The sequence below is a fragment of the Paraburkholderia eburnea genome (assembly GCF_002917095.1).
Classification (GTDB): domain Bacteria; phylum Pseudomonadota; class Gammaproteobacteria; order Burkholderiales; family Burkholderiaceae; genus Paraburkholderia; species Paraburkholderia eburnea.
In genome coordinates, this window is record NZ_PQGA01000011.1 from 22,965 (window position 1) to 49,930 (window position 26,966).

A 26,966-nucleotide genomic window follows, 5' to 3' on the forward strand; every position below is an offset into this window, starting at 1 on the left:
ATGGCGGATAACATCGAGTTTGCCGACGACGCGCCGCTGTTCGCGCACAGCCAGCAGTTCCAGGACATCAAGAACGCGGCGCACGAGCATCTGCTCACGCGGATCGAGGAGCTGGGCGCCGAATTCGGCCGCTGGTCGCGTCACGCGATCAACCAGTTCGTCGATCTGGAAATTGACAGCTTCGTGCGGCTGCGCCATATCCCGATCAACGAAAGCGAGGTGCGCGCGATTGCCGAGGCGCTGACCAAGGAACTGGCGGGCTTCGGGCCGATCGAGGATCTGCTGGGCGACCCAGCCGTCGAGGACATCCTCATCAACGGCTACAACGATGTCTATGTGTCGCGGCACGGCATTCTCGCCAAGATCCCGGTGCGCTTCTCCGACAACGCCCACTTGCTGCGTATCGTGCGGCGCATTCTCGCGCCGATCGGCCGGCGTCTGGACGAATCGAATCCGATGGTCGATGCGCGTCTGCCCGACGGCGGACGCATCAACGTCGTGATCGAACCGCTGTCGCTCGCGGGCCCGATCGTCTCCATCCGCAAGTTCCGCAAGGACCCGCTGCGTCCCGACGATCTGGTGAGCAACGGCACGTTCGGCACCGAGATCGGCGCGCTCTTCGAAGCGGCCGTGCAGGCGCGCTGCAATATTCTGGTGTCGGGCGGCACGAGCTCGGGCAAGACGTCGCTGCTCAACGCGCTCGCGTTCTACATTCCCGAGGTCGAGCGCGTGGTGACGATCGAGGATACCGCCGAACTCTCGCTCAATCACCCGCATGTGGTGAGGCTCGAAACCCGTCCGGGCGGCTTCGACGGCGTGGGCGTGGTGACGATCCGCGACCTCCTGCGCAACACGCTGCGTATGCGCCCGGACCGCATCATCGTGGGCGAAGTGCGTGGCGGTGAAGTGCTGGAAATGCTGCAGGCGATGAACACGGGCCACGACGGCTCGATGGCGACGGTGCACGCGTCGTCGCCGCGCGAATGTCTCTATCGCCTCGAAATGCTCGCGGGCTTCGCGGGCTTTCAGGGCACCGAAAGCAGTTTGCGTCGCCAGATCGCCAATGCGATCGACTTCATCGTGCAGATCGGGCGTCTTTCCAATGGGCGTCGCCGGATTCTTTCGGTAACCGAAGTAACGGGCCTGGCCGACAACATCATCGCGACTCAGGAACTGTATCGCTACGAGCCGGTCACGACGCCCGACGGCGAAGAGCTCGACCGCTGGGATTCGCTTGGCATCCATCCGCATTCGCCGAAGCTCGCGCGCTTCCGCCAGGCGCTGTCGGCGTCGTCGAATTTCGGCTTCGGCGGCGGGCGTGATGGAGGATTCAATGTCTAGCGTGCTCGCGCTCGCCGTGGGGCTCGCGCTGCTGTGCGCGGGCGCCGGGCTGATGCTCTGGCAGCGCGCGCAGCAGCGCACGTCGCGCGAGCGGGTGACGCGCTTCGTCGACAGCCGCGTGGCGGCCGCGAGTCAGGGCGCGAGCCTCGGTGCGACGGCGGGCGGGCCTGGCGCGGGTGGATTCGGCGGGGCGGCCGCGCCAGGCGTAAAAGGCGGACAGGGCGGACAGGGCGCACAGGGTTCGAAAAGCGCCGCTTCGAAGAACGACGGGATGCGTGCGGCGTACGTGGGCGGCAACGCGATGACGCGTGGCGGCGCGGTGTCGGCAGGTGGGGCCGCGTCGGCTGCGAACGCCGTCCCGGCGTCGTTCGTGCAGCGCTGGCGCGTGTGGCTGTCGCTCGCGTTCCAGCATACCTTGAGCCGTGCGGGCATCGTCGACGCGCGCAAGCCGCTGGTCTTCATCGGCTTCGTCGCGTTCGCGCTTACGCTTTGGGCGTTCACGCTCGGCGGTGGGCTGGCGGCCATCGCGATGCTGGCGGCAGTGATGGCGTTCGTCGCCTTTGCGCTGTCGATGCGCATGCAGCGCCGCCGCGCGCGGCTCGTGATGCAACTGCCGTCGTTTCTGGACGGCATCGTGCGCCTGATCGTGCTCGGCAACAGCGTGCCCGCCGCGTTCCAGGCGGCGCTCGTAACGACCGAAGCGCCGCTGCGCGAATGTCTCGATCACGTCTCGCGTATGTTGCGTTCCGGCGTCGAAATCGATCGCGCACTGCATCAGGTTTCGCAGGTCTATCGCGCCAGGGAACTCGAACTCGTGGGCGCGGTGCTGCGGCTGTCCGTGCGCTACGGCGGCCGCGCCGACGTGATGCTCGAACGCATGGCGACCTTCATGCGCGACCTGGAACAGGCCCAGCGCGAGCTGACCGCGATGTCGGCGGAAACGCGGCTTTCGGCCTGGGTGCTCGCCTTGTTGCCGATCGGCATCGCCGCCTTTCTCATTCTGACGAACCCCGTGTATTTCGGGGCGATGTGGCATGACGACGGCGGGCGCAAGCTGGTTTATCTGGCGGTGGGCCTGCAGGTGTGCGGCGCGTTCTTGCTGCATCGCCTCACGCGGCTCAAGGCGGCGCTATGAATCCTGACGTCCTCGGAGTATTCGCCCTGTTGCTCGCCGCATTCGGCGTCGCGCTGCTGGCGGCACTGGCCTGTCAGCGCATCCTCGCTTCACGCAAGAGTACGCGCACGCTCGACCAGGCGATGGCCCGCTCGGTCAGCCAGGTATCCGCCGTATCGACGGTATCGACGGCATCGGCGGGCGCAACGAACGGCCCGGCGAATGCGGGCCGGTCTGCGCAGGGCGGCGGCACCACGTCGTCCGCGAACCCCAACGCCGACGCTCCGGCTGGCCCGCGCAAGCGATCAGGATTGCCAGGCATGATCGACTTGCTCGGCGCGCGAGGCGTGCGTTGGCTCGATACGCCGCTCGGCAAGCTGATCGTCGCCGATGAAGACCGCCGCCTGATCGAGCAATGCGGTTATGTCGACCCGCGCGCGCGTGGGCTGTATTGCATCATCCGCCTCGCCTGTGCATTCATCGTCGCTTGCCTCGGCGTGTGGTACGCCTTTGCGAGCGGCTCGAAGCCGCTGGTCTTCGGCTGCGTTGGTTTGCTGGCGGGCTTTTTCGTGCCGAAGCTCTTCGTGCAGCGGCGTGCGCATACGCGTCTGGAGTCCGTCGCCGACGAACTGCCGATGCTCGTCGATCTCTTGCGTCTGCTGCAAGGCGTCGGGCTGTCGCTCGATCAGAGTCTGCAAGTGTTGATCAACGAATTCCGTCTCGTGTTGCCGGTGCTGGCGGGCGAAATGGAGATCGCGCAGCGCCAGTTCGTGACGGGCCGCACGCGCGAGCAGTCGTTGCATCGCATGTCGTCGATTTACGAAAACGAGGATCTGCGCGCGGTCATTCGCCTGCTCGTGCAGGTCGATAAACACGGTGGCGCCGTGCAGGAACCGCTCAAGCAGTTCGGCGACCGCTTGCGCGACGTGCGCCGCGCCACGCTGCGCGAGCGCATAGGCAAGCTCACGGTGCGCATGACCGGCGTGATGGTATTGACGCTGCTGCCCGCGCTGCTGATCGTCACCGCGGGGCCCGGGATGATCGCCGTCCTGCACTCGCTTTCGCAGATTCATCGTTGAGGTCCAACGTCGGAACGCCATGAATACGGCCGGAATCATCATGAAGAATTTCACTGTCCTCACGCGCCGCACGCTCGCCGTCGCGGGCTGCGTGGGTCTCGCCGCCGCACTGGCCGCATGCGGTACGCAGCAAGGCTATGGAGTCGGCGCTCAGGCGCAGGCCGAAATGCAGATGCGCGCGGCCACCAGCAAGGACGCGGCGCCGGATACGCCAGGCATGTATCTCGGGCTGATCTCGCGTATGCAGGCCGAAGGGCTTTACTACGCGTCGCTTGCGCACATCGACGCGTTCGAGCGCCAGTACGGCAAGACGCCCGATTCGATCGTGCTGCGCGCGGACGCGTTGCGCTTGACCGGCCAGGCGAGCGCGAGCGCGCAGTCCTACACGCAATTGCTCGACACGCCGCTTGCGGCGCGCGGGCATCGCGGGTTGGGGCTGCTCGCGGGCGCTGCGGGCGACTTTCACAAGGCCGCGCAGGAGTTGAACGCGGCTTCGGTGCTCGACCCGACCGACGCGACCATGCTGTCCGATCTCGGCTATGCGCTGCTGCGCGACGGCGACGTGGCACATGCGGGCGTGCCCTTGCTCAAGGCGCTCGAACTGGATTCGCACAACGCGAAGATCGTCGCCAACGTGGCGCTGCTGCTGGAGGCGAGCGGCAGCGACGCCGACGCGCAGTCGATGATGGCGCAGCAAGGTTTGCCCGCCGCCGCGCGTGCGGCGGTCATGAGCGACGCGCAGAAAGTGCGCGATGTGCAGCGCGCGCGCGAAGTCGCCCAGCACCGCGAAACGATGGAACAGGAAGCGCAGCGCGTCGCGAAGATCGCGGCCATGCCGGCGCCGCGCGCGCTGGCGAGTTCCCAGGGAGGCTGGCCGGGTAGCGATGTGCAGCCGCGTCTGGTGGACCGCTTCGCGCAATGATCGCGCAATGATCGCGCAATGACGACGGGCGCGCGGCGACACGCCCGCGCCACACGGGGAGAAACGATGAAAAAAAACCACATCGGGAAGACGTTGTTCACGGCACGTTCAGGCAAGGCGACGTTCGCGGCGGCGGTACTGGCGGGCGCGCTCGCCATGGCTCCGGCGGCGCACGCGCAGAGCGCCGACGTGCCGAACACCGAAGTCGGCCATTCGGCCCAGGCGTGGCTCGAACTCCAGCGCAGCAACGCCCAGGCCGCGCCCGCGCTGCCGATGCTCGGCGCCGAGGCGGGCTACGCCTGGCAGCGCTACATGAAGTCGTTCGACACGGCCATTCCGGCCAGCTTCGGATCGACGGTGTTGACTGGCGGGTCCCAGGGGACAGGCGGCCTGGGGTCGTCTAGTGGTGTCTCGAACTGAGATGGCCGGGCATCCACGCCGGCCGGTTGCGCCTGACCTGCCCGACGCCGACGCCACAGCCGCGCGCAAGCGCCCGGGATGGCGCCGGCGCGCGTCTTCGCACGCTCGCGCGCGGCGCCAGCGCGGCTCCTTTGCGGCGGTCGCGGCGCTCGGCCTCGTGATCGCCGTGGCGGCACTGGGCGTGCTCGACATGGCGAATCTCTATCTGGCCAAACGCTCCTTGCAGAACGTCGCGGACCTCGCGGCACTGGCGGCCGTGCAGCAGATGGACGATCAGTGCGTCCAGCCGAAAGCGACCGCTCTCGCGAACGCGGCCAGCAATGGCTTTAGCGTAAGCGGCACGACGAATACACTCGCCGTGCAGTGCGGTCGCTGGGATTCGAGCAGCAGCGGCGCCATGAGTTTCGTGACCACCAATCCCACGCCGCCGCTCAACGGCGCGCAGGTGACGATCACGAAAGACGTGCCGTACTTCTTCCTCGGTCCGAAGCGCACGCTCACGGCTAGCGCGACGGGCAAGGCGTCGGTGATCGGCAGCATCCAGGTGGGCACCTCGCTTGCCCAGATCAATTTGCTCAACGGCTTGCTGGGTTCGCTGCTGGGCGGCACGTCGGTCAGCCTCGACGCGGTGTCCTGGAACGGTCTGGCCAATGCCAACGTGAAGGTTTCGGATCTCGCCGCGGTAGCGACCGAGGCCGGAACGTACGACGGATTGCTGGCGGCGCAGACGTCGCTGACGGCAGGGCCCTACAGCCTCGCCAACGTGCTGCTCAGCGCGGTGACCAAAGATAGCGCGTTGACGGCGAATGTTTCGGCGGCGCAGAACGCGCTCTCGGCTATCGCGAACCTCGTGCCGCAGGGGGCGCAGAACCAGATCAAACTCGCGTCGATCGACGGTACGCAGGCGCTGTTGCAACTGGGCGTCGCTAATGCACAGTACGCCGCCGACGCGACGGTCAACGTCCTGCAAATGCTGATGGTGGGCGCGGAGATCGCGGCGGCGGGGCAGCCGGCGGTCGCGCTCAATGTCGATCTGAGCAATATGAGCGGTCTGGGCAGCAGTCTGCCGGTGAGCGCCGCGCTGACCCTGCAGATCATCTCGCCGCCGACCATCGCGATGGGCGAGCCCGGTTATATCGCGGGGACGACGAAGTGGCGCACTCAGGCGCAGACCGCGCAGATCCTGCTGGGGTTGAACGCGGGTATTTCGACGAGCGCTGTGCCTATCGTGGGCAGTATTCTGAACCTGACGGTGCAGGTGCCGCTGTATGTGCTTGTCGGGCAGGGGCAGGCGTGGCTGGAGTCCGCGCAATGCGCCGCGACCCGGGCGGCGAGCACGCAGACAATCGGGGTCCAGACCGGGCTGGCCAATATCTGCATTGGCACACCGGTTGCCTCAGGCGCTACGGCCAATAGCGTCAACGGTTTTTCCTGCTCGACGGGGAAGTGGACAGTCGCCGATGTGGAGTTGGGGACCTTGACAGGACCTGTGCCGATCGCGTCGGTGCGCGCGCCCAACCTGCAGGTGCCGGTGGTCAACCCGGCCTCATCGTCGCTCGCATTCGATGGCAGCGGCAATCCGCTGACCGGCAATACGGTGAACACGAACCAGATCGGCGCGGTGCTCAACAATACGTTGCAGTCCACGGTGACGCAACTCACCCAGTTGACCTCGGCGAACGGGCTGCAAATCAAGATATTGCCGGACACGGTGGTCGGGTCGTTGGTGGCCGTTGTGCTGGACGTTTTGCGCCCGTTGCTGAGCGGAGCCATCCTGCCGCTAGTGGCCGACGTGCTCAGCAGCACGCTCGCCCCCGTATTGAACGGCCTCGACACCGTGCTGCTCGGTCCCTTGCTGCAATTGCTCGGCGTCCAGATCGGCGTCGCCACCGTGACCCCCGCGCCGCTTGCCTGCGGCGTCGCAACACTCGTCAAATAAGAAGACACGATGCGTACCACCACTGCCATCGAGGAACTCGACCTCTACGTCTGGGAAGGCAAAGCCGATATTGTCGAGCGCGTCGCGCGCTGCATGGCGAGCCTCGACGTCGAGGTGATCCGCGCCGACGACACCGCGATCTCGCCGCAGCGCATCGCCGCGCGTGCGTCGATCGCCGTCGTCAGCGTGAGCGTGATCGATACGGGCGCGCTCGTGCTGCGCGACTGGCAGGCCACGCACGGCATGCCCGTGATCTGGGTGGGCGCCGCGCCGCGCGACAACGATCCGTCCTCGTATCCCGCCGAGTATTCGCACATCCTGCCGCTCGACTTCACCTGCGCCGAATTGCGCGGGCTCGTCTCCAAGCTCGTGATCCAGTTGCGCGCGCACTCCGCGCAGACCGCCGGCGCCGATGTGCTGGTCGCCGAATCCGAAACCATGCGCGCGCTGCTGAAGGAAGTGGATACCTTCGCCGACTGCGAGACCACCGTGCTCGTGCATGGCGAGACCGGCACCGGCAAGGAGCGTGTCGCCGAGTTGTTGCATCGCAAGAACAGCCGCTATGGCATGGGTCCCTTCGTCGCGGTCAATTGCGGCGCGATTCCGGACGGCCTGTTCGAGTCGCTGTTCTTCGGTCACGCGAAAGGCTCGTTCACGGGCGCGGCGGTCGCGCACAAGGGCTATTTCGAGCAGGCCGACGGCGGCACGCTGTTCCTCGACGAAATCGGCGACCTGCCGCTGTATCAACAGGTCAAGTTGTTGCGCGTGCTGGAGGACGGCACGGTCACGCGCATCGGCTCGTCCACGCCGCTCAAGGTGGACTTCCGGCTGGTCGCGGCGTCCAACCGCCATCTGCCGCAGTACGTCAAGGAGGGCAACTTCCGCGCCGATCTTTACTATCGGCTTGCGGTGATCGAGTTGAGCGTGCCGTCGCTGGAGGAGCGCGGCGCGGTGGACAAGATCGCGCTCTTCAAAGCCTTCGTGACGACGGTGGTGGGCGAGGAGCGCCTGGCTGCGCTGCCCGAGCTGCCGTACTGGCTGGCCGACTCAGTGGCGGCGATGCGCTTTCCTGGCAACGTGCGCGAACTGCGCAACCTGGCCGAACGGGTGGGGGTGACGGTGCGCCAGATGGGCAGTTGGGACGCCACGCGGCTGCGGCGTCTGCTGGCCGGTGCGGGGGGCGCGCAACCGGCCCCGGCGGAGCCTGCGGCACCCATCGTGGACCGCAGCAAATGGGATATGGCCGAACGTGGCCGTTTGCTCACGGCGCTCGACGCAAACGGTTGGCGTCGCAAAGATACGGCCCAATTCCTCGGAATTAGTCGAAAAGTGTTGTGGGAAAAGATACGGAAGTACCAAATTTTCGACGAGGAACCCGCAACCGGCGAAAGTGAGTAATAATTGTGCCGATTTGTAAAATCGTAAAAATAGAACTGTTCAAAACAGGTACTTCATGGACTACAAGTGGAGAGTTCGACAAGTCGCGCTGGCCGCGCTTTTGTTGATCGGGGGTGTCGAAACGGGTTGCGCTCAACCGCTGCCGGATAGCGCAGCGGCGAACGCAGCGGCCCAGGCGGGCTCGGTTGCCGCGCAGGATCCGGGGGCAGCCGTTCAGCAGGCCCAGTCGGTGCAAGCGGTGCAGCCTTTGCCGGGCACGCCCACGGCGCTGACGCCGGATGAAGCACAGCAAAGCGCCGCCGGCAATGTGGCGGAGTTGCAGCAGATGATTCGCGGCTCGGACCTCAACGAGTTGCGCACGACTTACAACGGCACCTATGGCGCGAGCCTGCTGTTTTACGGCAAGGAGATGACGTATTACGTGGCGTTGTTCCAGAACAAGACGTTCTGGCGCGTCATCAAGACGAGCGACGAAACGCGCGCCGAGCTGATCTACCGCGACTTCGTGCAGAAGACGCTGCAGCTCTCGGACGTCGAAATTCGCCGCACGCGTCTCGATGCGCAGAAGGCGTTCACGAATCGCATGATCGCGCTCACGCAGGATCACGCGAACCGGCTGCAGGCCGACCTCCAGGTCGCGCAACAGCAGCAGGCAATCGTCGCGGACCAACAGAAACAAACGCGCGATCAGGCTAACGCGCTGCAAGCCGAGAAGGCGGCGGCGCAGGACCAGTTGCGCGCGGTGCAGCGCCAGGTGCGTGATTTGCAGCGTCAGGTGGAAGGCGGTCTGCCGGTTCATTGAGACCCGGCCCAAACCGGCCGTGCGGGCGCGAGCCGGCATGACAAGGTGGAGGACAACGAAGGCGGGCGTCGAAAGGCGCGCCGCCTTTTGTCATTTCTCACGGCTCAATGCTTGCCGTGACGATGGTGGGTGTCGTGCCCCTTCTTCTTGCCGTCGTCGTGTTTGGGTTGGGCAGGCGAGGGCGACGGATCGATGGAGATCGGATCGCTGGCCGGGAAGGTTTCCTCGAGCGCTTCGTCGAGCTGATCTTCCTGCGAGGGCGGGGGCGATTTCGGCTTGGATGCGCTCATGGCGTTCTCCGGGGGCGAGCAAGGTCGCATTCAGGATAACGCAAAGGCTGAATCCATGGCGCGAGGCGGATTTCACGCCGGTGCGAGACAAAGATGAGACGGGAGACGAAGCAGGGGAGGCAAGGCAGAAGCGATGCGCGCGGACGGCGCGCATCGTTTTGGTGGGCGGGTCGCGACAGCCTGCCGCAACCGCAAACAGCTTAGCTGTTGTTCGAGCCGTCCTGACCGTTGCCGCCGTTGTTCACGGCACCATAGAGACGGCGGCGGCGCGTGACGACAACCGGGCCGTCCTGCGACGGGCGCTCGGACGAAGCCGGCGACGAAGGCGATCCCGACCACGACTCGCGAGGCTCACGGGGTTCGCGCGGCTCGCGGGGTTCACGCGGGCCGTGGCCGCCGTGGTTGCCGTGCGGGCCGCGGCTCGTGTGCTCGCCGTGCGCCGGGCGCGGCGCGCGCGGACCCGGACGCGTTCCGGTGTCGAGCTGGATGGTGGAGATGGCGCGTTTGTAGATGCCTTGCAGGCCGACGGGCGTGCGCAGCATCACCAGGTACTGATCGAACGACTCAATGCATCCGGTCAGGCGAATGCCATTGACCAGATAAATTTCAACGCGCTTGCGCTCTTTACGCGCGGCGTTCATGAAGTCGTTTTGCGGGTGCGATTCTGCGGAAGGCATGGACGAATTCTGGCCGGGCGGCTCAATGCCGCAATTCAATTGGAAACGTTTGCTCGCCGGAATTCTACCTTGTGCCGGCGAAGCGCGCGTGCGTGGACAACCTTTACTGCAGAACTATACCGGCTCCGGGCCGGCCCGGCAGTTTGCCGGCAGGAAAGCATTGTTACGTTCCCGTGCATGACCAACGGTGGGAAGCACTGCGTTTCGTGCCTCGAATCGGCGTCGCTGCGCGCATGGCGCAATCTGGCGCGGTTCCGGAACAATACACGAAAGCGGGGCACTATCTGTGGCAGTTGGACGCAGATGCGGCACATACGTTCAACAGCGTAGTGCATGACGCGCACGAGTGCGCGATGAATTCCCGCCAATTTATACGTCATTCGCAGCGCTTTTTCAGTTTTTGCGCCGTGCGCGGCGTGTTGCAGTTTGTTACGCAGTTCCGCCTGGCTTCATTCCGATGGTGCCGCTTTGCATTCGCGCGAACCGTACGGCGGCGCACGCGCGCGTTGTGCACACACACGTGCCCACGCGTGCCCTTGCGTGCCGATACCGAAAAATAATCACGCCGATCACGCGAAGGCCGGAATAAGCGGGCGGCTTCTGCCGTTTAACACCATGTCGATGCGCGTTATCGGTGCCTTGGGGTTCACTTCGTGGCTCTGTCGCGGCGCATCGGCCTGGTTGGTCCCACCGGCCCGACCGGCCATTCCGTTTTCCCAGGCATTCGCGCCGATATGGCGTCGCCTGGCCAGGAGAAACGACATGAAGCGTGTTCGCAGTGTGCTTGCCTGTGCCATTTGTGTTGCATTGACCGTGGTTTCAGGTGCGGGTCTCGCCGCTTGCGGCGACATGAGTTCGGGAAACGGTGCATCCAGCAGTTCAGGCGGTTCCTCGGGTGGCGGCTACTGAGCGGCGCGTATCGTGTTTGGCCGTCCTTCGCCGGAATTCGAGGCGCAAGTGGTCGCGCAACTGGCGCGTATGCGCCGCTATGCGCGCACGCTCACCGGCGACGCCGCCTGGGCCGACGATCTCGTGCAGGACGCCGCCGAGCGCGCCTTGTCCCGCGCGTCCTCGTTCAAGCCCGACAGCAATCTGCGCGCATGGCTCCTGACGATCCTGCGCAACATCTACATCGATCAGTTGCGCGGACGCCGCGAATTCGCCGTCGACGATGAAAGCGCGCCCTGGCGCACGCTGGAGGCGCCGCACGGCGAGGTGGACGGTCTCGTGCTGCGCGACCTGCAGCGCGCGCTGTATCAACTGCCGGCCGCGCAGCGGGAAGTGCTGCTGCTGGTCTGCGTGGAGGAACTGAGTTATCAGGAGGCCTCGGTGGTGCTCGGCGTGCCGGCGGGCACCGTGATGTCGAGGCTGTCGCGCGCGCGCGAGCATCTGCGCGCGCTGCTCGATAGCGAGCCGGCGCAAGACGCGGCCCAGGACCCGGCGCGACATGCCGCGCCCTTGCGGGTCGTAGGCAAGGCAATGGGGACGACGCGATGAACGACGACGATCTCGAACGCGAGCGCAGCGCGCCAACGGCCGTGCCGCAGGAGGATCTGGCCGACCTCGCGGCGCTCGGCGCCTTCGTGGACGGCGAATTGGCCTCCGACACGCACGCCGGCATGGAGGCGCGTCTGCTCGGCGATCCGTCCGCCGCGCAGCGCGTCGGCACGTACCGTGCGCAGAAGGCCGCGCTCCAGGCGCTGAGCCGCGCGGGCGACGAGGCCGCCGCGCCCGCCTGGGTCGTGCTGCGCCGACGCGATCCATGGTGGCATCGCGCGGGCCTCGCGGCGGCGTGGGCCGTGGCGGGCGCGGGTTTCACGGTGGCGGCGGCCTCGATGTTGCCGCACTGGCTGCCGCAGAGTGACGGCCAGGACAGCGCGCTGGTCGCGAGGAGCGACGCGGAAAACTTCGCGCATCGCGCCGATGTCGCCTACGCCGTGTACTCGCCCGAAGTGCGCCATCCAGTCGAAGTCGGCGCCGCCGACGAAGCGCACCTCGTCGCGTGGCTCTCGAAGCGCCTGGACAGGCCGCTGTCGATTCCGCCGCTCGGCGAATATGGCTACACGCTGGTGGGCGGACGGCTGTTGCCGGGCGCAGCCGGCCCGGCGGCGCAGTTCATGTATCAGAACGACGCCGGCGAGCGCCTGACGCTCTACGTGAGCGAGTCGGGGCGCGAGCGCGACGCCGTGCATCTGTTGCGCGACGGCAGCCGCCGCACCTTCTACTGGAGCACGAACCGCATGGGCTACGCGCTCTCCGGCCCGGAATCCGAAGGGCGTCTGCGCAAAATTGCGTATGAGGTTTGCAGTGCGCTCGGCGGTACGTCGGCGCAATGGTAAGCGGCCGCAACCTGGGCGCGATGCCACCATGAACGCCGATGCCGTTTTGCCGCCCGGCATGAGCGCAGCGCGATTTTCGCGCGTGCTCGCCGCTTTCGAGTCCATCGTCGGCGCGCCCAATGTGCGCCGTGGGGGCGCCGCGCTCGTGCCATACTTCGATCCCTTCGCCCCGCTTGCCGATGCGCGCGCGTTCGCCCCTTCGGCGGCGCTGCTGCCCGCCGATATCGACGAAATCCGCGCAATCCTGCGTGTCGCCAACGCGGCGCGCGTGCCGCTCTGGACCGTGTCGACGGGCCGCAACTTTGCCTATGGCGGCGCGGCGCCGCGTCTGGCCGGCTCGGTCGTGCTCGACCTCCAGCGTTTGAATCGCGTGCTCGACGTCGATGAGCGGCTCGCCTGGGCGCTCGTCGAACCGGGCGTGAGCTATTTCGATCTGTACGGCTATCTGCGCGAGCGCGGCCTGAAGCTCTGGGTCGATCCACCCGCAGCAGGCTGGGGCAGCGTGATCGGCAATACGCTGGAGCGCGGCTTTGGCTACACCGCCTATGGCGATCATGCGGCGGCTCAATGCGGCATGGAAGTCGTGCTCGCGAATGGCGACGTGGTGCGCACCGGCATGGGCGGACTCGATGCCGGCACGGACGCAGGCTCGTCATGGCCGCTCTACAAGCCCGGCTATGGACCTTCGTTTGACGCGCTGTTCACGCAGTCGAACTACGGCATCGTCACGAAGATGGGGCTCTGGCTGATGCCCGCGCCTGCCGCCTTTCTGATCGGAGAGATTCAGTTTGCGCGCGAGGACGATCTGGGCGTGATTGTCGATACGCTGCGCACGCTGCAACTGCAAGGCACGATCGTGCAGCATGCCGTGATCGAAGGCGCGATCCGGCGCGCGGCCAGCATCGGGCCGCGCGAGCGCTGGTATGCGGGTGACGGGCCGATGCCGGAGACGGCCATCGCGGCGATGCAGCGCGACCTGGGGATCGGGCGCTGGAACCTGCACTACGCGCTCTATGGCGAGCCGGAAGTGATCGAAGCACAGCAACGCATTGTCGAGCGGGCGTTCGCGCCGGTCGCGGATGCGCGCGTCATGTCGAAACGCTATGCGGGCGGCGAGGAACCGCAGGGGGGCGCCGATCGCAACATGGCGGGGATTCCGACGATGAGCGCGTTTCGTATGCTCGACTGGCGCGGCGGCGAAGGCGCGCATGTGGACTTCTCGCCGCTATGTCCCGCCGATGGCCGCGACGCCTTGCGTCAGTACAGTCTCGTGAAGACGCGGGCGGCGGAATATGGCTTCGATTATTACGGCGGCTTCACGGCGGCGGGGCGCTATCTGCATCATGTTTTCGCGGCGATTTTCGTGCGCACCGACGCCCGGCAGGCGACGCGCGCCGGTGACCTGCTGCGTGCGTTGATGAGCGATGCGCGAGCGGCCGGTTATGGCGTTTATCGTTCGCATCTGCTTTATATGGACTACGCGGCGGCGCAGTACAGCTTCAACGACGGCGCGCTGCTGCGCCTCGCGCAAACCGTCAAGGACGCGCTCGATCCGCAGGGCGTGCTGGCGCCGGGCAAGCAGGGTGTGTGGCCTGCCGCATGGCGCGAGATGCGCGGCTACACATGACTCTGGCACTTCAAGGAGCAGCGCGATGAAACGGCGGACCTTTCTGGTGGCGATGGGCTCTTCGCCGATTCTGCCGATTCTGCCGATGGTGTCGATCGCGCCGATCGCGCAGGCACTAGCCGCGCCAGGACTGGTTGCGCTATACGAACCGGCGCTGGCGCAAGGCCGTGCGCTCGCGCAATATGCGGCGCGTGTTGGCATGACATCGTTGGCGCTACAAGACGATATCGGCACGCTCTGGCATACCCAGCGCGCGCGGGTTGGGCGGCGCGGCGGTTCACAGACGATCGTCCTGTGCGCGTTGCGCGACTCGGACCGCTTCGTGCTCGAACGTCTCGCCGTGCTGTCCGGCACGATGGTGTTCGACGTTGGAAACCGTCAGAAACATTAGTGATCCTGATCGGTGGATGCCTTCTCCATTTTCCTGATTTCCTCGTCGCGCAACTCGCGGCGCAAAATCTTGCCGATATTGCTCTGCGGGAGCGCATCGCGAAACTCCACGAGGCGCGGCACCTTGTAGCCCGTGAGCTGCTGGCGGCAGAACTGGATCAGCGCGTCTTCGCCAAGCGCCGGGTCGCGGCGCACGACGAACACCTTCACGCGCTCGCCCTGCACCGCGTCTGGCACGCCGATCGCCGCCACCTCGCGCACACCCGGATGTTGCGAGATCACGTCCTCGATCTCGTTCGGATACACGTTGAAGCCCGAGACGAGAATCATGTCCTTCTTGCGGTCGATAAGGCGGATATAGCCGCGCGCATCCATCACGCCGATGTCGCCGGTCGCGAGCCACCCATCGTTGACGAAAACGCGTGCGGTTTCATCGGGGCGATTCCAGTAGCCGCGCATCACCTGCGGGCCTTTCACGCACAACTCGCCCGGCTCGCCGAGATTCGCCCACGTGCCGTCGTCGCGGCGCAGGCGCACTTGGGTCGAAGGCGCGGGCAGACCGATCGAGCCTTCGAAGTCGGCGAGATGGCCGATGTCGACCGGGTTCAGCGTCACGATCGGCGAGCATTCGGTGAGGCCGTAACCTTCGACGATCGGCTTGCCGGTGACCGCCTTGAAACGCTCGGCGATGGCTTTGTGCGTGGCCATGCCGCCCGCCATCGCAAGCTTGAGGCCGGAGAAGTCGCGCTGGCGGAATTCCTCGTTGTCGAGGAACGCGTTGTAGAGCGTGTTGACCGCGCTGATGCAGGTGAAGGTCTCGTGGCGCAGGATTTTCATCACGCGCTTCGTGTCGCGCGGATTCGCGATCAGGATGTTGCGCCCGCCGAGCGCCATGAAGATCAGTGCGTTGATGGTGAGCGAATAGATGTGATAGAGCGGCAACGGGGTGAGCACGGTTTCGCCGCCGTCGCTGTCGAGTTGCCCCGCGAGCCATGCCTTCGCTTGCAGCACGTTCGCGAGGATGCTGCCGTGCGTGAGCATCGCGCCCTTGGCCACGCCGGTCGTGCCGCCCGTGTATTGCAGGAAGGCGAGATCGTCGAGCCGCGCGGTCGCGGGGGCACGCGGCGCGCGCGCGCCTTGCTGCAGCACGTCGAGCAGACGCTGCGCCTGAGGCAGGCGGTAGGGCGGCACCATTTTCTTCACATGGCGCAGCATGAAGTTGATGAAGCGGCCCTTGAGATTGAGACCGTCACCGAGCAAATCGCCCAGTTGCGTGATGACGATGCGCTCGATCGCCGTGCCGGGCAGCGCATCTTCTAGCGTCTTCGCGAAGCTCTCGAACACGACGATGGTTTGCGCCCCGCTGTCCTTGAGCTGATGCGCAAGCTCGCGCACCGTATAGAGCGGATTGACGTTGACGACGATGGCGCCTGCTTTGAGCGCGCCGAATAGCGCCACCGGGTACTGGAGCGTGTTGGGCAACATGATGGCGACGCGCTCGCCTGGCTGCACGCCCGCACCCTGCAGCCACGAGGAGAACGCCGTGGCCTTGCGCGCGAGCGCGCCGTAAGTCATCGGCGAGCCGGCGCTCACATAGGCGACGCGTTCGCGAAAGCGCGCGGTGCTGTCGTCGAAAAACTGCACGAGCGAGGCGTACTGCGTCACATCCACCTCGTGCGGCACGCCGTCCGGGTAGGAGGCGTACCAGACGCCGTCGGTGTTCGGTGCTGCCGTGGCCGCCGTGTCGGCGGCGGGGCGCAGGTCGGGCCGGTGCGTTTGCGGCGATTCGCTCATTATGGTTCTCCGGGCAGGCGTGGTCCTTGGCCGTGGCGGGCGACAGTTTTGGCAGGCATTCGAAAACGTCACGACGCGCGCGGCGCATTCATGATGCACCGGGCTGCGCGGCCTGGGCAGGCGGAGTTTCCCTGCCGAAGGTTTGCGCCACGGCCTTGCGCTGAAAGGCAAAGGGCCGTGCGGGAGTCTCCCGGCACGGCCCTTGTTACCCCCGATCACCAGGGGATCGCTATCCGTTCATGGGTTCGTTGCCACATGCTTCGCGGTCTGCGTCATGTCGATCCCGCGACGCTCGCGGCTGAACAGAATCAGCACCGCAATCACGACGGCCACCGTGCCCGCGACGATGGCCATCGCCATGCCGTAGTTCTGATCGTGCGTTTCGGCGAGCGAGGCCTGCAGCGTCGCATTCACCGAGGCGAACAGATTGCCGAGCTGATAGACGAGACCTGGGAAAGTCGCACGCACTTCGTCAGGCGAGATTTCGTTGAGGTGCACGGGAATCACGCCCCACGCGCCCTGCACCGAAATCTGCATGAGGAACGCGCCGAGCGCGAGCATGACCGGCGTGGCCGAGAAGGCCCACAGCGGCAGCACCGGCAGCGCGATCAGCGCAGCGATGCAGATGGCCTTGCGGCGGCCGATCCTTTCGGATATCGAACCAAAGAACAGGCCGCCCACGATCGCGCCGATATTGAGCACGATGGTGATGAGCGAAACCGTATGCGGATCGAAGTGATGCTGTTCGCGCAGGAAGGTCGGATACAGATCCTGGGTGCCATGCGAGAAGAAGTTGAACGCCGTCATCAGCACGATCGCGTAGATCGACAGACTGAGGTTGTGCCTGAGCGTCGTCAGCAGGCTCGGGCGAGTGCGCTTTTCCATCTCCTTCCAGGCCGGCGATTCGGGCACGTGCGAGCGCACATAGAGCACGAGCAGCGCCGGCAGCACGCCGATGAAGAACATGCCGCGCCAGCCGATATGCTGGTAGAGCACGCCGAACACCACGGAAGCGAGCAGATAGCCGCTCGGATAACCCGCCTGCAGCAGGCCCGAAACGATGCCGCGCGCCTTCGGCGGAATGGTTTCCATCGTCAGCGCGGAGCCCACGCCCCATTCGCCGCCCATCGCGACGCCGAACAGCGCGCGCAATACGATGAAGGTGGTGAGGTTGGGGGAGAAACCGGTCAGCAGTTCGAGCAGCGAGTAGCACGCGATGTTGACCATCAGCGTGGGGCGGCGGCCATAACGGTCGGCGAGGCGGCCGAAGATCAGTGCGCCGAGTGGGCGCATGGCCAGTGTCAGCGTAATCGCAAAGGCGACGGCGGGAATTTTTGTATTGAATTCAGTGGCGATATCTTTCAGAACGAAAACCATTAGAAAGAAATCGAAGGCGTCGAGCGTCCACCCCAAATACGCTGCGATCGTCACGTTTTTCTGCTCTCGCGTCCAGCTCATGTCTTTTTTCTCCTGGAAAAACCCGCGCCTTGCCGTCTCCTGACATGGCGTGGGTGGCTCGCTACGCCCCGCGCTGCGAGCTTCGTACGAGTGTACGCCCGGCATTAAACATTTGCATGAATGTCGGGCGCAACCGGACTAAACCCTAAGAAGGGGTTTTATCGGGGCCTATCACGCGAAAGCTAATTGTCTTTTATGTAATTTAAATGTAATTAAAATGGAGTCGAATATTAATGCCGTGTGAATCGCACAGCGGCATATTGATTCGCGATCCTGATGGCTTCGTCGTGTTGCTGCCGATCAACGCTGGGTGAGCCAGTGAGCGGCAAGGTCCATCACGCCGTTCCAGTCGCCCATGGTCGATTGCCGGAGCACATGTGCCGAAGCCATCCAGGGCGAGCGCGTGCTGTCCCGGCCCCAGCGCCATTCGCCCGTGGGGTTGACGAGCACGGCGGTCGGCTTGCCGGTCATGGCCGCCAGATTGGCGACACCTGAATCCACGCTCAGCACCGCGTCGAGTTGCTCGATGCAGGCTGCGGTATCCGCGAAGCTCGCGATGCCCGGCGCGTAATGCGCAACGTTGCCACGCGGCGAGCCGCTCTTCATCTCTGCGATGGGGTGGTGCAGGCTCACGAACCGAATGCGGTTTTCGAGTCCGGAGTCGAGCGTCAGGCGTTCGAGCACTTCGACCGGCAGGCTGCGCAGTCCGGCCCAGCTCCGCTCCTTGCTGCGCATCGCCGATTCATGACGTTGCGCGCAATCCCAGAACAGACCTATCAGCATCTTGCCGGGATGCTGTGCGCGCAACGTTTGAGCCCACGCCGCGGCGCGCTCGCGCTCGGCCGCCGGCGCACGCAGAAATGCGGGGAAATAGGGCGCTGGCCGTGGTGCGTCGTGCATCGCGAGCATCGGCAGGTGCAGCAGGGTGGCCTGCATGGTGGGCGCGAACGCGCGAATCTCAGGCAGCAGATCGTCGCCGCAGGGCGCGAAGATCTGGAGCGGGCGGTCGCACGCCACCACGCGGCAATCGGGCAAGGACGCGTCGATCAGGGCGTGGATCGCCGCATCGCAGGTGACCATGATCTCCGCGCCGGCTGCCCGCCAGTGGCGCAGGCTGCCGAACAGCATGAACTGGTCGCCAAAGCCCATCTGATGAGTCACGAGCACGCGCTCGCCGCGCAGATCGCGCTGGCCGTTCCACATCGGCACGTCGCTGTGGCGGAAGCTGCCGCTGTCGCCGCAGTTGCGCCAGAGCCAGTGCGTGAAGCCGCTTGCGTCGCCGGTGCTGAGCAGCGCTTCGGCCAGCCATTTGCGGGCGCGCAGTTTGTCGGGATGGGTATCGGCTTCCGGTTGTTGCAGGGCCTGGTGCAGCACGCTGATGGCGAGATCGACGTTGCCGCCCAGATACAGATCGCGGCCGAGGCGCCCGAGGTAGAACAGCGGCGCCCAGTCCAGCGCGGCGTAGTCGATCCAGGTTTGCGCCGCCTGCGCATGATGGCCGAGCAGGCGCAAGGCGCGGGCGCGCGCGTGCACGAAAGTGCGGCTGCGCGGCTCAATCGCGAGGCCCTTTTCGGCCCAGGGGAGCATTTGCTCGTCGCGCCGTACGCCAACCAGCGCCTCGCAAATCTGCTCGAGCGGTTGCACCAGCGCCGGTTGGCGCGTATGGGCGACGAAGGATTGAAGCAGGCGTTCTTCGGAATTGGGGCGCATGATCGGATGGCTGGGCAAGATAAGTCACTGTTTATGTGTGAGAAAAATCTTATCGAGACGTCAGCCGGGCCGATATCGGAGCCGTCCTAAATCGTCTTGAAATGGTCGCCGACCTTTGCTTCGCCTTGCTGCGCCGCTCATGCCCAATTCACTGCACGACTCGCACACTTTCCCTGATAATGAACGACCGTGCTTTTCCTGATTCACCTCGCCTGTCGGAGTGACTAGAATCGGATTCGATCCCGTGGGTTTCGCTATGCGGAACAGATGACGGGCGTGCATGGACAGACAGAGAGTCAGCAACATCAGGAGGCGGCCCGCGACGCGGGCCACGGCAGGACATCCAGCAGACATCCAGGAGACACAAGCATGCAGGTCAGGGAATTGTTCGAACTGAAGGGACAGGTCGCGCTCATCACGGGCGGCTCGCGCGGACTCGGGCTGCAGATGGCCGAGGCGCTCGGGGAAATGGGGGCGCGCGTCGTCATCTCCGCGCGCAAGGCGGACGAACTTGCCGAGGCGCAGAAACATCTGCAGGCGCTCGGAATCGAAGCCATGACGATCGTGAGCGATCTGCAGCGCCCGGACGCGGCGGTGAAGCTGGTCGACGAAACGCTGGCGGCGTGCGGCCAGATCGACATTCTCGTGAACAACGCGGGCGCCACGTGGGGCGCACCGGCCGAGGACTATCCCGACGAGGCGTGGCACAAGGTCATGAACCTCAACGTCAACGCGCCGTTCTTTCTCGCGCGCGAAGTGGGCAAGCGCTCCATGATCGCCCGCAAGCGCGGCAAGATCATCAATATCGCTTCGATCGCGGGCCTCAAGGGCTCGCTTGGGCCGATGCAGACCATCGCCTACAACACCTCGAAAGCCGCGGCGATCAATTTCACGCGCGCACTCGCCGCGGAGTGGGGCAAGTACGGCATCAACGTCAACGCGATCTGCCCGGGCTTTTTCCCCACGAAGATGGCCGCGGGGCTGCTCGACAAGCTCGGCCAGAGCGTGATCGACCACACGCCGCTACAGCGTCTGGGCGACGAGAGCGATCTGAAGGGCGCCGTGGTGTTCCTCGCGAGCGGTGCGTCGCGCCATATCACGGGCCAGTACCTGGCGATCGACGGCGGCGCGAGCATCGTCTGAGCCAGATTTGAATCGCACACCGAAGCATCAGGGATGGCTCGCGGCGCAGCCCTGCGCCGTGTAGCCGATTGCACGACCCGCGCGCCGCTTGTGGCGGCGCGCCATCCACGAGACGGAACCCCGCCATGCCCACGTCTGCCGTCACTGTATTGTCCGACAGTTCGCGCAAGAGTTCGCCCAAAAGCGCACCCAAAAGCTCGCCATTCTGGCCCGCGCAACTCTCGCCGAATCTGAGCATCCCGGCCACGAACCTGTTCTATAACGCCGAAGTTTCCGCCGCGCGTTATCCCGACAAGCCCTTCATCATTTTCTACGACACGCCCGTCACGTTCGCGCAGTTCAAGGACGAAGCCGAGCGTGTCGCCGGTTATCTGCAAACGGAATGCGGCGTGAAGGCCGGCGACCGCGTGCTGCTCTATATGCAGAACAGCCCGCAATGGGTGATCGCCTATTACGGCATCCTGCGCGCCAATGCCGTGGTCGTGCCCGTCAATCCGATGAACCTCACGGATGAGCTTGTCCATTACGTGGAGGACAGCGGCGCGACAACGGTTTTCGTCTCGCAGGAGCTTTACCCGCGTATTGCTCCGCTGGTCGGCGAGGGTGAGGGCGCGGGGCTGCGTCATCTGCTGGTGGCCACATACAGCGACTACCTGAAACGCGAGCCGTTTGCGACGCCGCCGGAATTCGTGAGCGCGCCGCGCCATGTCGAAGGCCCCGGCGTCGCGCATTGGACCGACGTGCTGGAGGCGAATATCGCGCCGGGCCCGCTGACGGCGGGCGCCGACGATCTTTGCGTGATGCCCTATACCTCGGGCACGACCGGCAAACCCAAGGGCTGCATGCATACGCATCGCAGTGTGATGTGCACGGCCGTGGGCGGCTGCAACTGGTTCGGCAGTAATCAGGATGCCGTACAGTTGTCGGTGCTCCCGCTCTTTCACGTGACGGGTATGCAGGGCGGCATGAACAGCCCGCTCTACAACGGTTCGACGGTGGTGATCCTGCCGCGCTGGGATCGCGATGTCGCGGCGCGCGCGATCGGGCACTATCGCATCAACGGCTGGCAGGCGATTTCGACGATGGTGGTCGATTTCATTTCGAATCCGCGCATCGGCGAATACGATCTGTCGAGCCTCGCCTGGATGCGCGGCGGCGGCGCGACGATGCCGGATGCCGTGGTCAAAAAGCTGCGCGATCTCACGGGCCTCGAATTCGTGGAGGGCTACGGGATGTCCGAAACCATGGCCGCCACGCACATCAATCCTCCCCAGAATCCGAAGGCGCAATGTCTCGGCATTCCCGTGTTCGACGTCGATGCGCGCATCGTCGACCCGATCACGCTGGAAGAGGTCGCAGAAGGCGAGGCGGGCGAACTCATCATGAGCGCGCCGCAGGTGATGCAGGGTTACTGGGGCAATGCCAAGGCGACGAAAGAAGCCTTCATCGAGCGTGACGGCAAGCGTTTCCTGCGTACCGGCGACCTCGTGCGGCGCGATGCGGATGGTTACTACTTCATGACCGACCGCCTCAAGCGCATGATCAACGCGTCGGGTTACAAGGTGTGGCCCGCCGAGGTGGAGGCGCTGATGTATCGCCATCCGGCGATCAAGGAAGTCTGCGTGATCGGCACACAGGACGCGAAGCGCGGCGAGACCGTGAAAGCCGTGGTCGTGCTCGACCCGCAAAAACTGGGCAGCGTCAACGAGGACGACATCATTGCGTGGGCGCACGAAAACATGGCGGCCTACAAGGCGCCGCGCATCGTGCAGTTCGTCGATACCCTGCCCAAGTCGGGCAGCGGCAAGATATTGTGGCGCAAGCTTCAGGAAGACGAGGCCTCAGCAAGCTAGGTCTTGTCGTCAAGACGGCGGCCTCGTCTGGCGAGCGCCGCCGATCAAGACGTTTTTCGTCTGCATCAGGTCTGATTCTTTGCGGGTATCAGGCGCCGGCCAACGCCGGCAGGCCGGGCTCGCTCCAATCCCACCCCTCCTGTTCCCGTCCTGGCGACGCCTGCTTGACCGCGACGTGATGCGCGGTCTGCGTCGGCGTCCATTCTCCCGGTGCCTGGGCGTTCTTGCGCCCGAGTATCGCCTCGCACAAAAAGTCGATGCTATAGGCGTTCAGCAGATGAGCGTGATGGGTCTCGATGTAAGCGGCCAGGCGTGCCGCTTCGCCGTCGATCGACGCCAGCGCGTGCAGCGTGGCCGTATCCCAGCGAAACCGCAATCCGAGTTCGGCGAAGGCCGAATTGAACGCGCTCAACTGCGCATGAAGGTGCGTCTCGTGATCGGCGGCGTGGCGGGCGGGGAGCGATGGATTCATGACGTTTCTCCTGGTGCTGATGAAGAGTGGCGTGAACCCAGCGTAGAAGTGACGATGAATAAGCGATAGTTAAAGTTTTTTTCGATATTCATAAACCATCATCTATGTGACAACTTCTGCGTGTAAACCCGCTTTGTGCTGTTCGGATCACTGATATATTGTATTTAACATATCGAATTCACCTGTAGCGCCGGCCAAACACGTTGGAGACCCGTCACCGATGTCCGCCGAAACCCAAGACGAAACCGGAGCGTCGCCGTTGTTCATGGCGCTCGAACCCATTCACGCCACGGTTTCGCTGCGCGATCAGGCTTACGCGAGATTGAAGCAGGCGATCGCCGAGACCGACATTTACCGCTCACGAGACGAAATTCGTCTTGATGAGAAGGAGCTCACGGAAAAGCTGGGCGTGAGCCGCACGCCGGTGCGAGAGGCGATGACGTTGCTGGAGCAGGAAGGCTTTCTGCGCACGGTGCCACGACGCGGCGTCTACATCCTGCGCAAGACGCGCAAGGAAATCGTCGAGATGATCTATATGTGGGCGGCGCTGGAAAGCATCGCGGCACGGCTTGCGACCCAGCGCGCCTCGGACGAGGATATCGCGCGCTTGCGCCGGATGTTCGCGGACTTTGGCGAGCACGCGCCCGCCGAGCATATCGAGGAGTACTCCGAAGCAAACATCATGTTCCACCAGGCGCTGGTCGAGTTGTCCCAGTCGCCGATCATCATCGACACCATCAAGAACATTTTCATGCATGTGCGCGCGATCCGCAGGATGACGATCGCACAGAGCGATCGTGCGTCGCGCTCCATCGTGGATCACATGCGCATTATCGAAGCACTCGAGGCGCGCGATACCGAGCGCGTCGAACGTCTCGTGCGCCAGCATTCGATCGACCTGGCGCTGTTCGTTGAAGCGCGTTGCGATTTTCTGGATTGATTTTTTCGCATCAACTGAAGTGTCGTTGCTAGCGATGTTGTTCGGACTGCGTAGCAAATGTGCGGCCGCCGTAGCATGCAACGAAGAGGTAGAGAAACGGCTTGACTAATATTGTGTGTGGAATATTGTATATCACGGATTGAGCGTGATCGACGAAGCCACCCACGAGCGATCCACATACGCCCCGCCAAAGAGGAGACGTCATGGCAGAAGCAGGCATCAACGACGCGCGGAACGGCTCTGCGCAGGACGAGCAGGCGACGACGGACGGCTTTCATCTCGTCATCGACGCACTCAAGCTCAACGATATCGACACGATCTTCGGTCTCGTCGGTATTCCGATTACGGACCTCGCAAGACTCGCGCAAGCGCAGGGCATGCGCTTCATCGGCTTTCGCCACGAGCAGAACGCGGGTAACGCCGCTGCCGTGGCCGGCTACATGACAAAGAAGCCCGGCATCTGTCTGACCGTTTCCGCGCCGGGTTTCCTCAACGGGCTGACTGCGCTTGCGAACGCCACGACCAATTGTTTTCCGATGATCCTCATCAGCGGTTCGAGCGAGCGTGAAATCGTCGATCTCCAGCAAGGCGATTACGAGGAAATGGATCAGTTGAACGCAGCCAAACCCTATGCGAAGGCCGCGTACCGCGTGCTGCACGCGGAGGATATCGGCATCGGCGTGGCGCGCGCGATTCGTGCGGCGCTTTCTGGCAGGCCTGGCGGCGTGTATCTGGATCTGCCGGCCAAACTGCTCGCCCAGACAATCGACGCCGCAAAGGGGCGCGAATCGCTCGTCAAGGTGGTGGACGCCGCACCGCGTCAAATACCGGCGCCCGATGCGGTCAAACGCGCGCTCGACGTGATCAGGAATGCGAAGCGTCCGCTGATTCTGCTCGGCAAGGGCGCAGCCTACGCACAGGCCGATGCGCAGATCCGCGAACTGGTGGAAAAAAGCGGTGTCCCCTATTTGCCGATGTCGATGGCCAAAGGCCTGTTGCCCGATACGCACGCACAATCGGCCTCGGCGGCACGTTCCTACGTGCTGGCCGAAGCCGATGCGGTGGTGCTGATCGGCGCGCGGTTGAATTGGCTGCTGGCGCACGGCAAGGGCAAGACCTGGGGCGCGCCGGTATCCAAGCGCTTCGTCCAGATCGACATCGCACCCACGGAAATCGATAGCAATGTCGCGATCGAAGCGCCGTTGATCGGCGATATCGGTTCGTGCGTCGAGGCGCTGGTTGCGGGTCTCGGCGATGAGTTCCCGCAGCCGGACGCCGACTGGCTCGACGCGATCGCCCAGCGCAAGAACGCGAACCTCGCAAAGATGGCCGCGACGCTCGACAAGAACCCTTCGCCGATGAATTTCCATAGCGCCCTGCGTGCGATCCGCGATGTGCTCAAGACGCGCCCGGATATCAACGTCGTGAACGAAGGCGCGAATACGCTCGACTACGCCCGCAGCATCATCGACATGGCGCAGCCGCGCAAGCGCTTCGATTCTGGCACGTGGGGAATCATGGGCATCGGCATGGGCTTCGCAATCGGCGCGGCGGTCACGAGCGGCACGCAGGTCGTGGCGATCGAAGGCGACAGCGCATTCGGCTTTAGCGGCATGGAACTGGAGACCATCTGCCGCTACAACCTGCCGGTCTGCACGATCGTTTTCAACAATAACGGCGTTTATCGCGGCACCGACGTGAACCCGACTGGTGGCGCCGATGTCGCGCCCACGGTGTTCGTGAAGGGCGCACGCTATGACCGCATGATCGAAGCCTTCGGCGGCATTGGCCACCATGTCACCACGCCGGAGGAACTCACGCAGGCGCTGCTCGAAGCGATTGCATCGGGCCAGCCCACGCTCATCAATGCCGTGATCGACGAAACGGCCGGCACCGAAAGCGGCCGTCTCACGAACCTCAATCCGCAAAGCGCGGCGATGAAGAAATAACCCGAACAAACCCGAAGATACGATAGACCAGGAGATAAGGCCATGAGCAAACCCCTCGACGGCATCAAGATCATCGACTTCACGCACGTGCAGGCTGGACCGGCGTGCACGCAACTGCTCGCGTGGTTCGGTGCGGACGTGATCAAGGTGGAGCGCCCCGGCTCCGGCGATGTCACGCGCTCACAACTGCGCGACATTCCCGAAGTGGACGCCCTGTATTTCACGATGCTCAACAGCAACAAGCGTTCGCTCACGCTCGACACCAAGAAGCCGGAGGGCAAGGAGGTGCTGGAGAAGCTGATTCGCGAATCGGATGTGATGGTGGAAAACTTCGGCCCGGGCGCGCTCGATCGCATGGGCTTTACGTGGGAGCGCATCAACGAACTCAATCCGAAGATGATCGTGGCTTCGGTCAAGGGTTTTAGCGAAGGCCATCACTACGACGATCTCAAGGTGTACGAAAATGTCGCGCAATGCGCGGGTGGCGCGGCCTCGACCACGGGCTTCTGGGACGGCCCGCCGACGGTGAGCGCAGCGGCGCTGGGCGACAGCAATACGGGCATGCATCTGGCCATCGGCATCCTGACGGCCTTGATCGGCCGCGATAAAACGGGCAAGGGCCAGAAGGTGGCCGTCTCGATGCAGGACAGCGTCATTAACCTGTGTCGCGTGAAATTGCGCGATCAGCAGCGGCTCGATCGCATCGGCTATCTTGAGGAGTACCCGCAGTATCCGCATGGCAGCTTCAGCGACGTGGTCCCGCGCGGCGGCAATGCGGGCGGCGGCGGTCAGCCTGGCTGGGTGCTCAAGTGCAAGGGCTGGGAGAACGATCCCAACGCGTATATCTATTTCACGGTTCAAGGGCACGCGTGGGAGCCGATTTGCCGCGCGCTCGGCAAGCCGGAGTGGATCGACGATCCTGAATACAACACGGCGCAGGCGCGTCAGCCGCATATCTTCGATATCTTCGCGACCATCGAAGCCTGGCTTGCTGACAAGACCAAATACGAAGCCGTGGATATTCTGCGCAAGTTCGATATTCCGTGTGCGCCCGTGCTCAGCATGAAAGAGCTGGCGAACGATCCTTCGTTGCGCGCGAGCGGCACGATCGTCGAGGTGCCGCACAAAGAGCGTGGTTCGTATCTGACCGTGGGCAGCCCGATCAAATTCTCGGATTTGCGCCCGGAAATCAAGGGCTCGCCGCTGCTGGGCGAACATACCGACGAAGTGCTGGCGGACCTTGGCTATACGCCGCAACAGATCGCGGCCCTGCACGAGGTGCGCGCGGTCTGAAGCGCGGTGAATGTGT

General features: G+C 64.5%; 24 protein-coding genes. 17 read left to right on the top strand and 7 right to left on the bottom strand.

The features are described 5' to 3' along the window. The 8 genes from B0G62_RS19330 (at nt 1) to B0G62_RS19365 (ending at nt 9,015) form a co-directional block, all read left to right on the top strand. Nucleotides 1-1,341 carry a TadA family conjugal transfer-associated ATPase gene (locus B0G62_RS19330; protein WP_103705837.1) on the top strand — a complete coding sequence of 447 codons (1,341 nt, stop codon included), beginning with the start codon at nt 1-3 and terminating at the stop codon, nt 1,339-1,341. After that, nucleotides 1,334-2,476, top strand: coding sequence for a type II secretion system F family protein (locus B0G62_RS19335; RefSeq protein WP_103705838.1), 1,143 nt, complete (start codon nt 1,334-1,336; stop codon nt 2,474-2,476). The genes B0G62_RS19330 and B0G62_RS19335 overlap by 8 nt, the downstream gene beginning before the upstream one ends. Further along, nucleotides 2,473-3,534: a type II secretion system F family protein gene (locus B0G62_RS19340; RefSeq protein WP_103705839.1), complete on the top strand. Its 1,062-nt coding sequence runs from the start codon at nt 2,473-2,475 to the stop codon at nt 3,532-3,534. Before B0G62_RS19335 ends, B0G62_RS19340 begins: the two co-directional genes overlap by 4 nt. A 40-nt stretch (nt 3,535-3,574) precedes the next feature. Further along, nucleotides 3,575-4,456 carry a tetratricopeptide repeat protein gene (locus B0G62_RS19345; RefSeq protein WP_103705963.1) on the top strand — a complete coding sequence of 294 codons (882 nt, stop codon included), beginning with the start codon at nt 3,575-3,577 and terminating at the stop codon, nt 4,454-4,456. Between the two features lie 66 nt (nt 4,457-4,522). Further along, nucleotides 4,523-4,876, top strand: coding sequence for a DUF3613 domain-containing protein (locus B0G62_RS19350; protein WP_181315613.1), 354 nt, complete (start codon nt 4,523-4,525; stop codon nt 4,874-4,876). A gap of 1 nt (nt 4,877) precedes the next feature. Then, nucleotides 4,878-6,815: a TadG family pilus assembly protein gene (locus B0G62_RS19355; protein WP_103705840.1), complete on the top strand. Its 1,938-nt coding sequence runs from the start codon at nt 4,878-4,880 to the stop codon at nt 6,813-6,815. 9 nt (nt 6,816-6,824) lie between these two features. Further along, nucleotides 6,825-8,213, top strand: a complete 1,389-nt coding sequence (locus tag B0G62_RS19360; protein WP_103705841.1) for a sigma 54-interacting transcriptional regulator — start codon at nt 6,825-6,827, stop codon at nt 8,211-8,213. Nucleotides 8,214-8,268: 55 nt separating this feature from the next. Then, on the top strand, nt 8,269-9,015 hold the full coding sequence (locus tag B0G62_RS19365) for a DUF2968 domain-containing protein (protein WP_103705842.1): 747 nt from the start codon (nt 8,269-8,271) through the stop codon (nt 9,013-9,015). A gap of 104 nt (nt 9,016-9,119) precedes the next feature. Here B0G62_RS19365 and B0G62_RS19370 read toward each other — a convergent pair whose 3' ends face one another. From B0G62_RS19370 to B0G62_RS31375, 3 genes are all read right to left on the bottom strand, one after another. Next, nucleotides 9,120-9,305 (bottom strand): hypothetical protein, encoded by a 186-nt coding sequence (locus B0G62_RS19370; RefSeq protein ID WP_103705843.1) that lies wholly within the window; start codon nt 9,303-9,305, stop codon nt 9,120-9,122. Nucleotides 9,306-9,505: 200 nt separating this feature from the next. Further along, nucleotides 9,506-9,982 carry an RNA chaperone Hfq gene (gene hfq, locus B0G62_RS19375; protein ID WP_103705844.1) on the bottom strand — a complete coding sequence of 159 codons (477 nt, stop codon included), beginning with the start codon at nt 9,980-9,982 and terminating at the stop codon, nt 9,506-9,508. A 569-nt stretch (nt 9,983-10,551) separates the two neighbouring features. Continuing rightward, nucleotides 10,552-10,746: a hypothetical protein gene (locus B0G62_RS31375; protein WP_146055331.1), complete on the bottom strand. Its 195-nt coding sequence runs from the start codon at nt 10,744-10,746 to the stop codon at nt 10,552-10,554. A 157-nt stretch (nt 10,747-10,903) separates the two neighbouring features. Between B0G62_RS31375 and B0G62_RS19380 the strand changes: the two genes are divergently transcribed. Genes B0G62_RS19380 through B0G62_RS19395 form a run of 4 tightly spaced genes read left to right on the top strand, consistent with a single transcriptional unit; the run spans nt 10,904 to nt 14,339 of the window. Then, on the top strand, nt 10,904-11,479 hold the full coding sequence (locus B0G62_RS19380; RefSeq protein WP_227473396.1) for a sigma-70 family RNA polymerase sigma factor: 576 nt from the start codon (nt 10,904-10,906) through the stop codon (nt 11,477-11,479). Then, complete coding sequence (locus B0G62_RS19385) at nt 11,476-12,321, top strand: anti-sigma factor family protein (protein WP_103705845.1); 846 nt, start codon at nt 11,476-11,478, stop codon at nt 12,319-12,321. Before B0G62_RS19380 ends, B0G62_RS19385 begins: the two co-directional genes overlap by 4 nt. 28 nt (nt 12,322-12,349) lie before the next feature. Continuing rightward, nucleotides 12,350-13,948: an FAD-binding oxidoreductase gene (locus B0G62_RS19390; RefSeq protein ID WP_103705846.1), complete on the top strand. Its 1,599-nt coding sequence runs from the start codon at nt 12,350-12,352 to the stop codon at nt 13,946-13,948. A 25-nt stretch (nt 13,949-13,973) separates the two neighbouring features. Then, complete coding sequence (locus tag B0G62_RS19395) at nt 13,974-14,339, top strand: hypothetical protein (protein WP_103705847.1); 366 nt, start codon at nt 13,974-13,976, stop codon at nt 14,337-14,339. Here the strand turns inward: B0G62_RS19395 and B0G62_RS19400 are convergent. The 3 genes from B0G62_RS19400 to B0G62_RS19410 form a co-directional block, all read right to left on the bottom strand. Further along, nucleotides 14,336-16,132: an AMP-binding protein gene (locus B0G62_RS19400; RefSeq protein ID WP_103705848.1), complete on the bottom strand. Its 1,797-nt coding sequence runs from the start codon at nt 16,130-16,132 to the stop codon at nt 14,336-14,338. The two genes, B0G62_RS19395 and B0G62_RS19400, sit on opposite strands and share 4 nt — an antisense overlap. 237 nt (nt 16,133-16,369) lie before the next feature. Further along, nucleotides 16,370-17,590, bottom strand: coding sequence for an MFS transporter (locus tag B0G62_RS19405; protein WP_103705849.1), 1,221 nt, complete (start codon nt 17,588-17,590; stop codon nt 16,370-16,372). Between the two features lie 300 nt (nt 17,591-17,890). Next, entirely contained in the window at nt 17,891-19,300 is a 1,410-nt protein-coding gene (locus B0G62_RS19410; RefSeq protein ID WP_244193309.1) for a glycosyltransferase family 9 protein, read from the bottom strand. 369 nt (nt 19,301-19,669) lie between these two features. On the opposite strand from B0G62_RS19410, the gene B0G62_RS19415 reads away from it, so the two are divergent. Then, a complete protein-coding gene (locus tag B0G62_RS19415) occupies nt 19,670-20,443 on the top strand; it encodes an SDR family oxidoreductase (RefSeq protein ID WP_103705850.1) in 774 nt (257 codons plus the stop codon). Nucleotides 20,444-20,568: 125 nt separating this feature from the next. Next, nucleotides 20,569-22,296 carry a long-chain fatty acid--CoA ligase gene (locus tag B0G62_RS19420; RefSeq protein ID WP_103705851.1) on the top strand — a complete coding sequence of 576 codons (1,728 nt, stop codon included), beginning with the start codon at nt 20,569-20,571 and terminating at the stop codon, nt 22,294-22,296. 88 nt (nt 22,297-22,384) lie between these two features. On the opposite strand, the gene B0G62_RS32285 is transcribed toward B0G62_RS19420, so the two are convergent. Next, nucleotides 22,385-22,768, bottom strand: coding sequence for a hypothetical protein (locus tag B0G62_RS32285; protein ID WP_244193310.1), 384 nt, complete (start codon nt 22,766-22,768; stop codon nt 22,385-22,387). Nucleotides 22,769-22,988: 220 nt separating this feature from the next. Here B0G62_RS32285 and B0G62_RS19430 point away from each other — a divergent pair, with 220 nt between their 5' ends. The 3 genes from B0G62_RS19430 to frc all read left to right on the top strand — a co-directional run bounded on the left by B0G62_RS19430 (nt 22,989) and on the right by frc (nt 26,950). Beyond that, on the top strand, nt 22,989-23,708 hold the full coding sequence (locus B0G62_RS19430) for a GntR family transcriptional regulator (protein ID WP_103705852.1): 720 nt from the start codon (nt 22,989-22,991) through the stop codon (nt 23,706-23,708). A 203-nt stretch (nt 23,709-23,911) separates the two neighbouring features. Then, nucleotides 23,912-25,657: an oxalyl-CoA decarboxylase gene (gene oxc, locus B0G62_RS19435; RefSeq protein ID WP_103705853.1), complete on the top strand. Its 1,746-nt coding sequence runs from the start codon at nt 23,912-23,914 to the stop codon at nt 25,655-25,657. A 42-nt stretch (nt 25,658-25,699) separates the two neighbouring features. Next, entirely contained in the window at nt 25,700-26,950 is a 1,251-nt protein-coding gene (gene frc / locus B0G62_RS19440) for a formyl-CoA transferase (RefSeq protein WP_103705854.1), read from the top strand. Nucleotides 26,951-26,966 lie beyond the last annotated feature (16 nt).

Excerpts from the sequence above, each read along its gene's own strand:
- B0G62_RS19345 (WP_103705963.1), top strand. The coding sequence starts at position 3,575 with ATGAAGAATTTCACTGTCCTCACGCGCCGCACGCTCGCCGTCGCGGGC.
- B0G62_RS19335 (WP_103705838.1), top strand. The coding sequence starts at position 1,334 with ATGTCTAGCGTGCTCGCGCTCGCCGTGGGGCTCGCGCTGCTGTGCGCG.
- B0G62_RS19390 (WP_103705846.1), top strand. The coding sequence starts at position 12,350 with ATGAACGCCGATGCCGTTTTGCCGCCCGGCATGAGCGCAGCGCGATTT.
- B0G62_RS19420 (WP_103705851.1), top strand. The coding sequence starts at position 20,569 with ATGCCCACGTCTGCCGTCACTGTATTGTCCGACAGTTCGCGCAAGAGT.
- B0G62_RS31375 (WP_146055331.1), bottom strand. The coding sequence starts at position 10,746 with ATGTCGTTTCTCCTGGCCAGGCGACGCCATATCGGCGCGAATGCCTGG.
- B0G62_RS19365 (WP_103705842.1), top strand. The coding sequence starts at position 8,269 with ATGGACTACAAGTGGAGAGTTCGACAAGTCGCGCTGGCCGCGCTTTTG.
- B0G62_RS19400 (WP_103705848.1), bottom strand. The coding sequence starts at position 16,132 with ATGAGCGAATCGCCGCAAACGCACCGGCCCGACCTGCGCCCCGCCGCC.
- B0G62_RS19395 (WP_103705847.1), top strand. The coding sequence starts at position 13,974 with ATGAAACGGCGGACCTTTCTGGTGGCGATGGGCTCTTCGCCGATTCTG.
- frc (WP_103705854.1), top strand. The coding sequence starts at position 25,700 with ATGAGCAAACCCCTCGACGGCATCAAGATCATCGACTTCACGCACGTG.
- B0G62_RS19430 (WP_103705852.1), top strand. The coding sequence starts at position 22,989 with ATGTCCGCCGAAACCCAAGACGAAACCGGAGCGTCGCCGTTGTTCATG.
- oxc (WP_103705853.1), top strand. The coding sequence starts at position 23,912 with ATGGCAGAAGCAGGCATCAACGACGCGCGGAACGGCTCTGCGCAGGAC.
- B0G62_RS19415 (WP_103705850.1), top strand. The coding sequence starts at position 19,670 with ATGCAGGTCAGGGAATTGTTCGAACTGAAGGGACAGGTCGCGCTCATC.
- B0G62_RS19340 (WP_103705839.1), top strand. The coding sequence starts at position 2,473 with ATGAATCCTGACGTCCTCGGAGTATTCGCCCTGTTGCTCGCCGCATTC.
- B0G62_RS19355 (WP_103705840.1), top strand. The coding sequence starts at position 4,878 with ATGGCCGGGCATCCACGCCGGCCGGTTGCGCCTGACCTGCCCGACGCC.
- B0G62_RS19405 (WP_103705849.1), bottom strand. The coding sequence starts at position 17,590 with ATGAGCTGGACGCGAGAGCAGAAAAACGTGACGATCGCAGCGTATTTG.
- B0G62_RS19350 (WP_181315613.1), top strand. The coding sequence starts at position 4,523 with ATGAAAAAAAACCACATCGGGAAGACGTTGTTCACGGCACGTTCAGGC.
- hfq (WP_103705844.1), bottom strand. The coding sequence starts at position 9,982 with ATGCCTTCCGCAGAATCGCACCCGCAAAACGACTTCATGAACGCCGCG.
- B0G62_RS32285 (WP_244193310.1), bottom strand. The coding sequence starts at position 22,768 with ATGAATCCATCGCTCCCCGCCCGCCACGCCGCCGATCACGAGACGCAC.
- B0G62_RS19410 (WP_244193309.1), bottom strand. The coding sequence starts at position 19,300 with ATGCGCCCCAATTCCGAAGAACGCCTGCTTCAATCCTTCGTCGCCCAT.
- B0G62_RS19330 (WP_103705837.1), top strand. The coding sequence starts at position 1 with ATGGCGGATAACATCGAGTTTGCCGACGACGCGCCGCTGTTCGCGCAC.
- B0G62_RS19385 (WP_103705845.1), top strand. The coding sequence starts at position 11,476 with ATGAACGACGACGATCTCGAACGCGAGCGCAGCGCGCCAACGGCCGTG.
- B0G62_RS19360 (WP_103705841.1), top strand. The coding sequence starts at position 6,825 with ATGCGTACCACCACTGCCATCGAGGAACTCGACCTCTACGTCTGGGAA.
- B0G62_RS19370 (WP_103705843.1), bottom strand. The coding sequence starts at position 9,305 with ATGAGCGCATCCAAGCCGAAATCGCCCCCGCCCTCGCAGGAAGATCAG.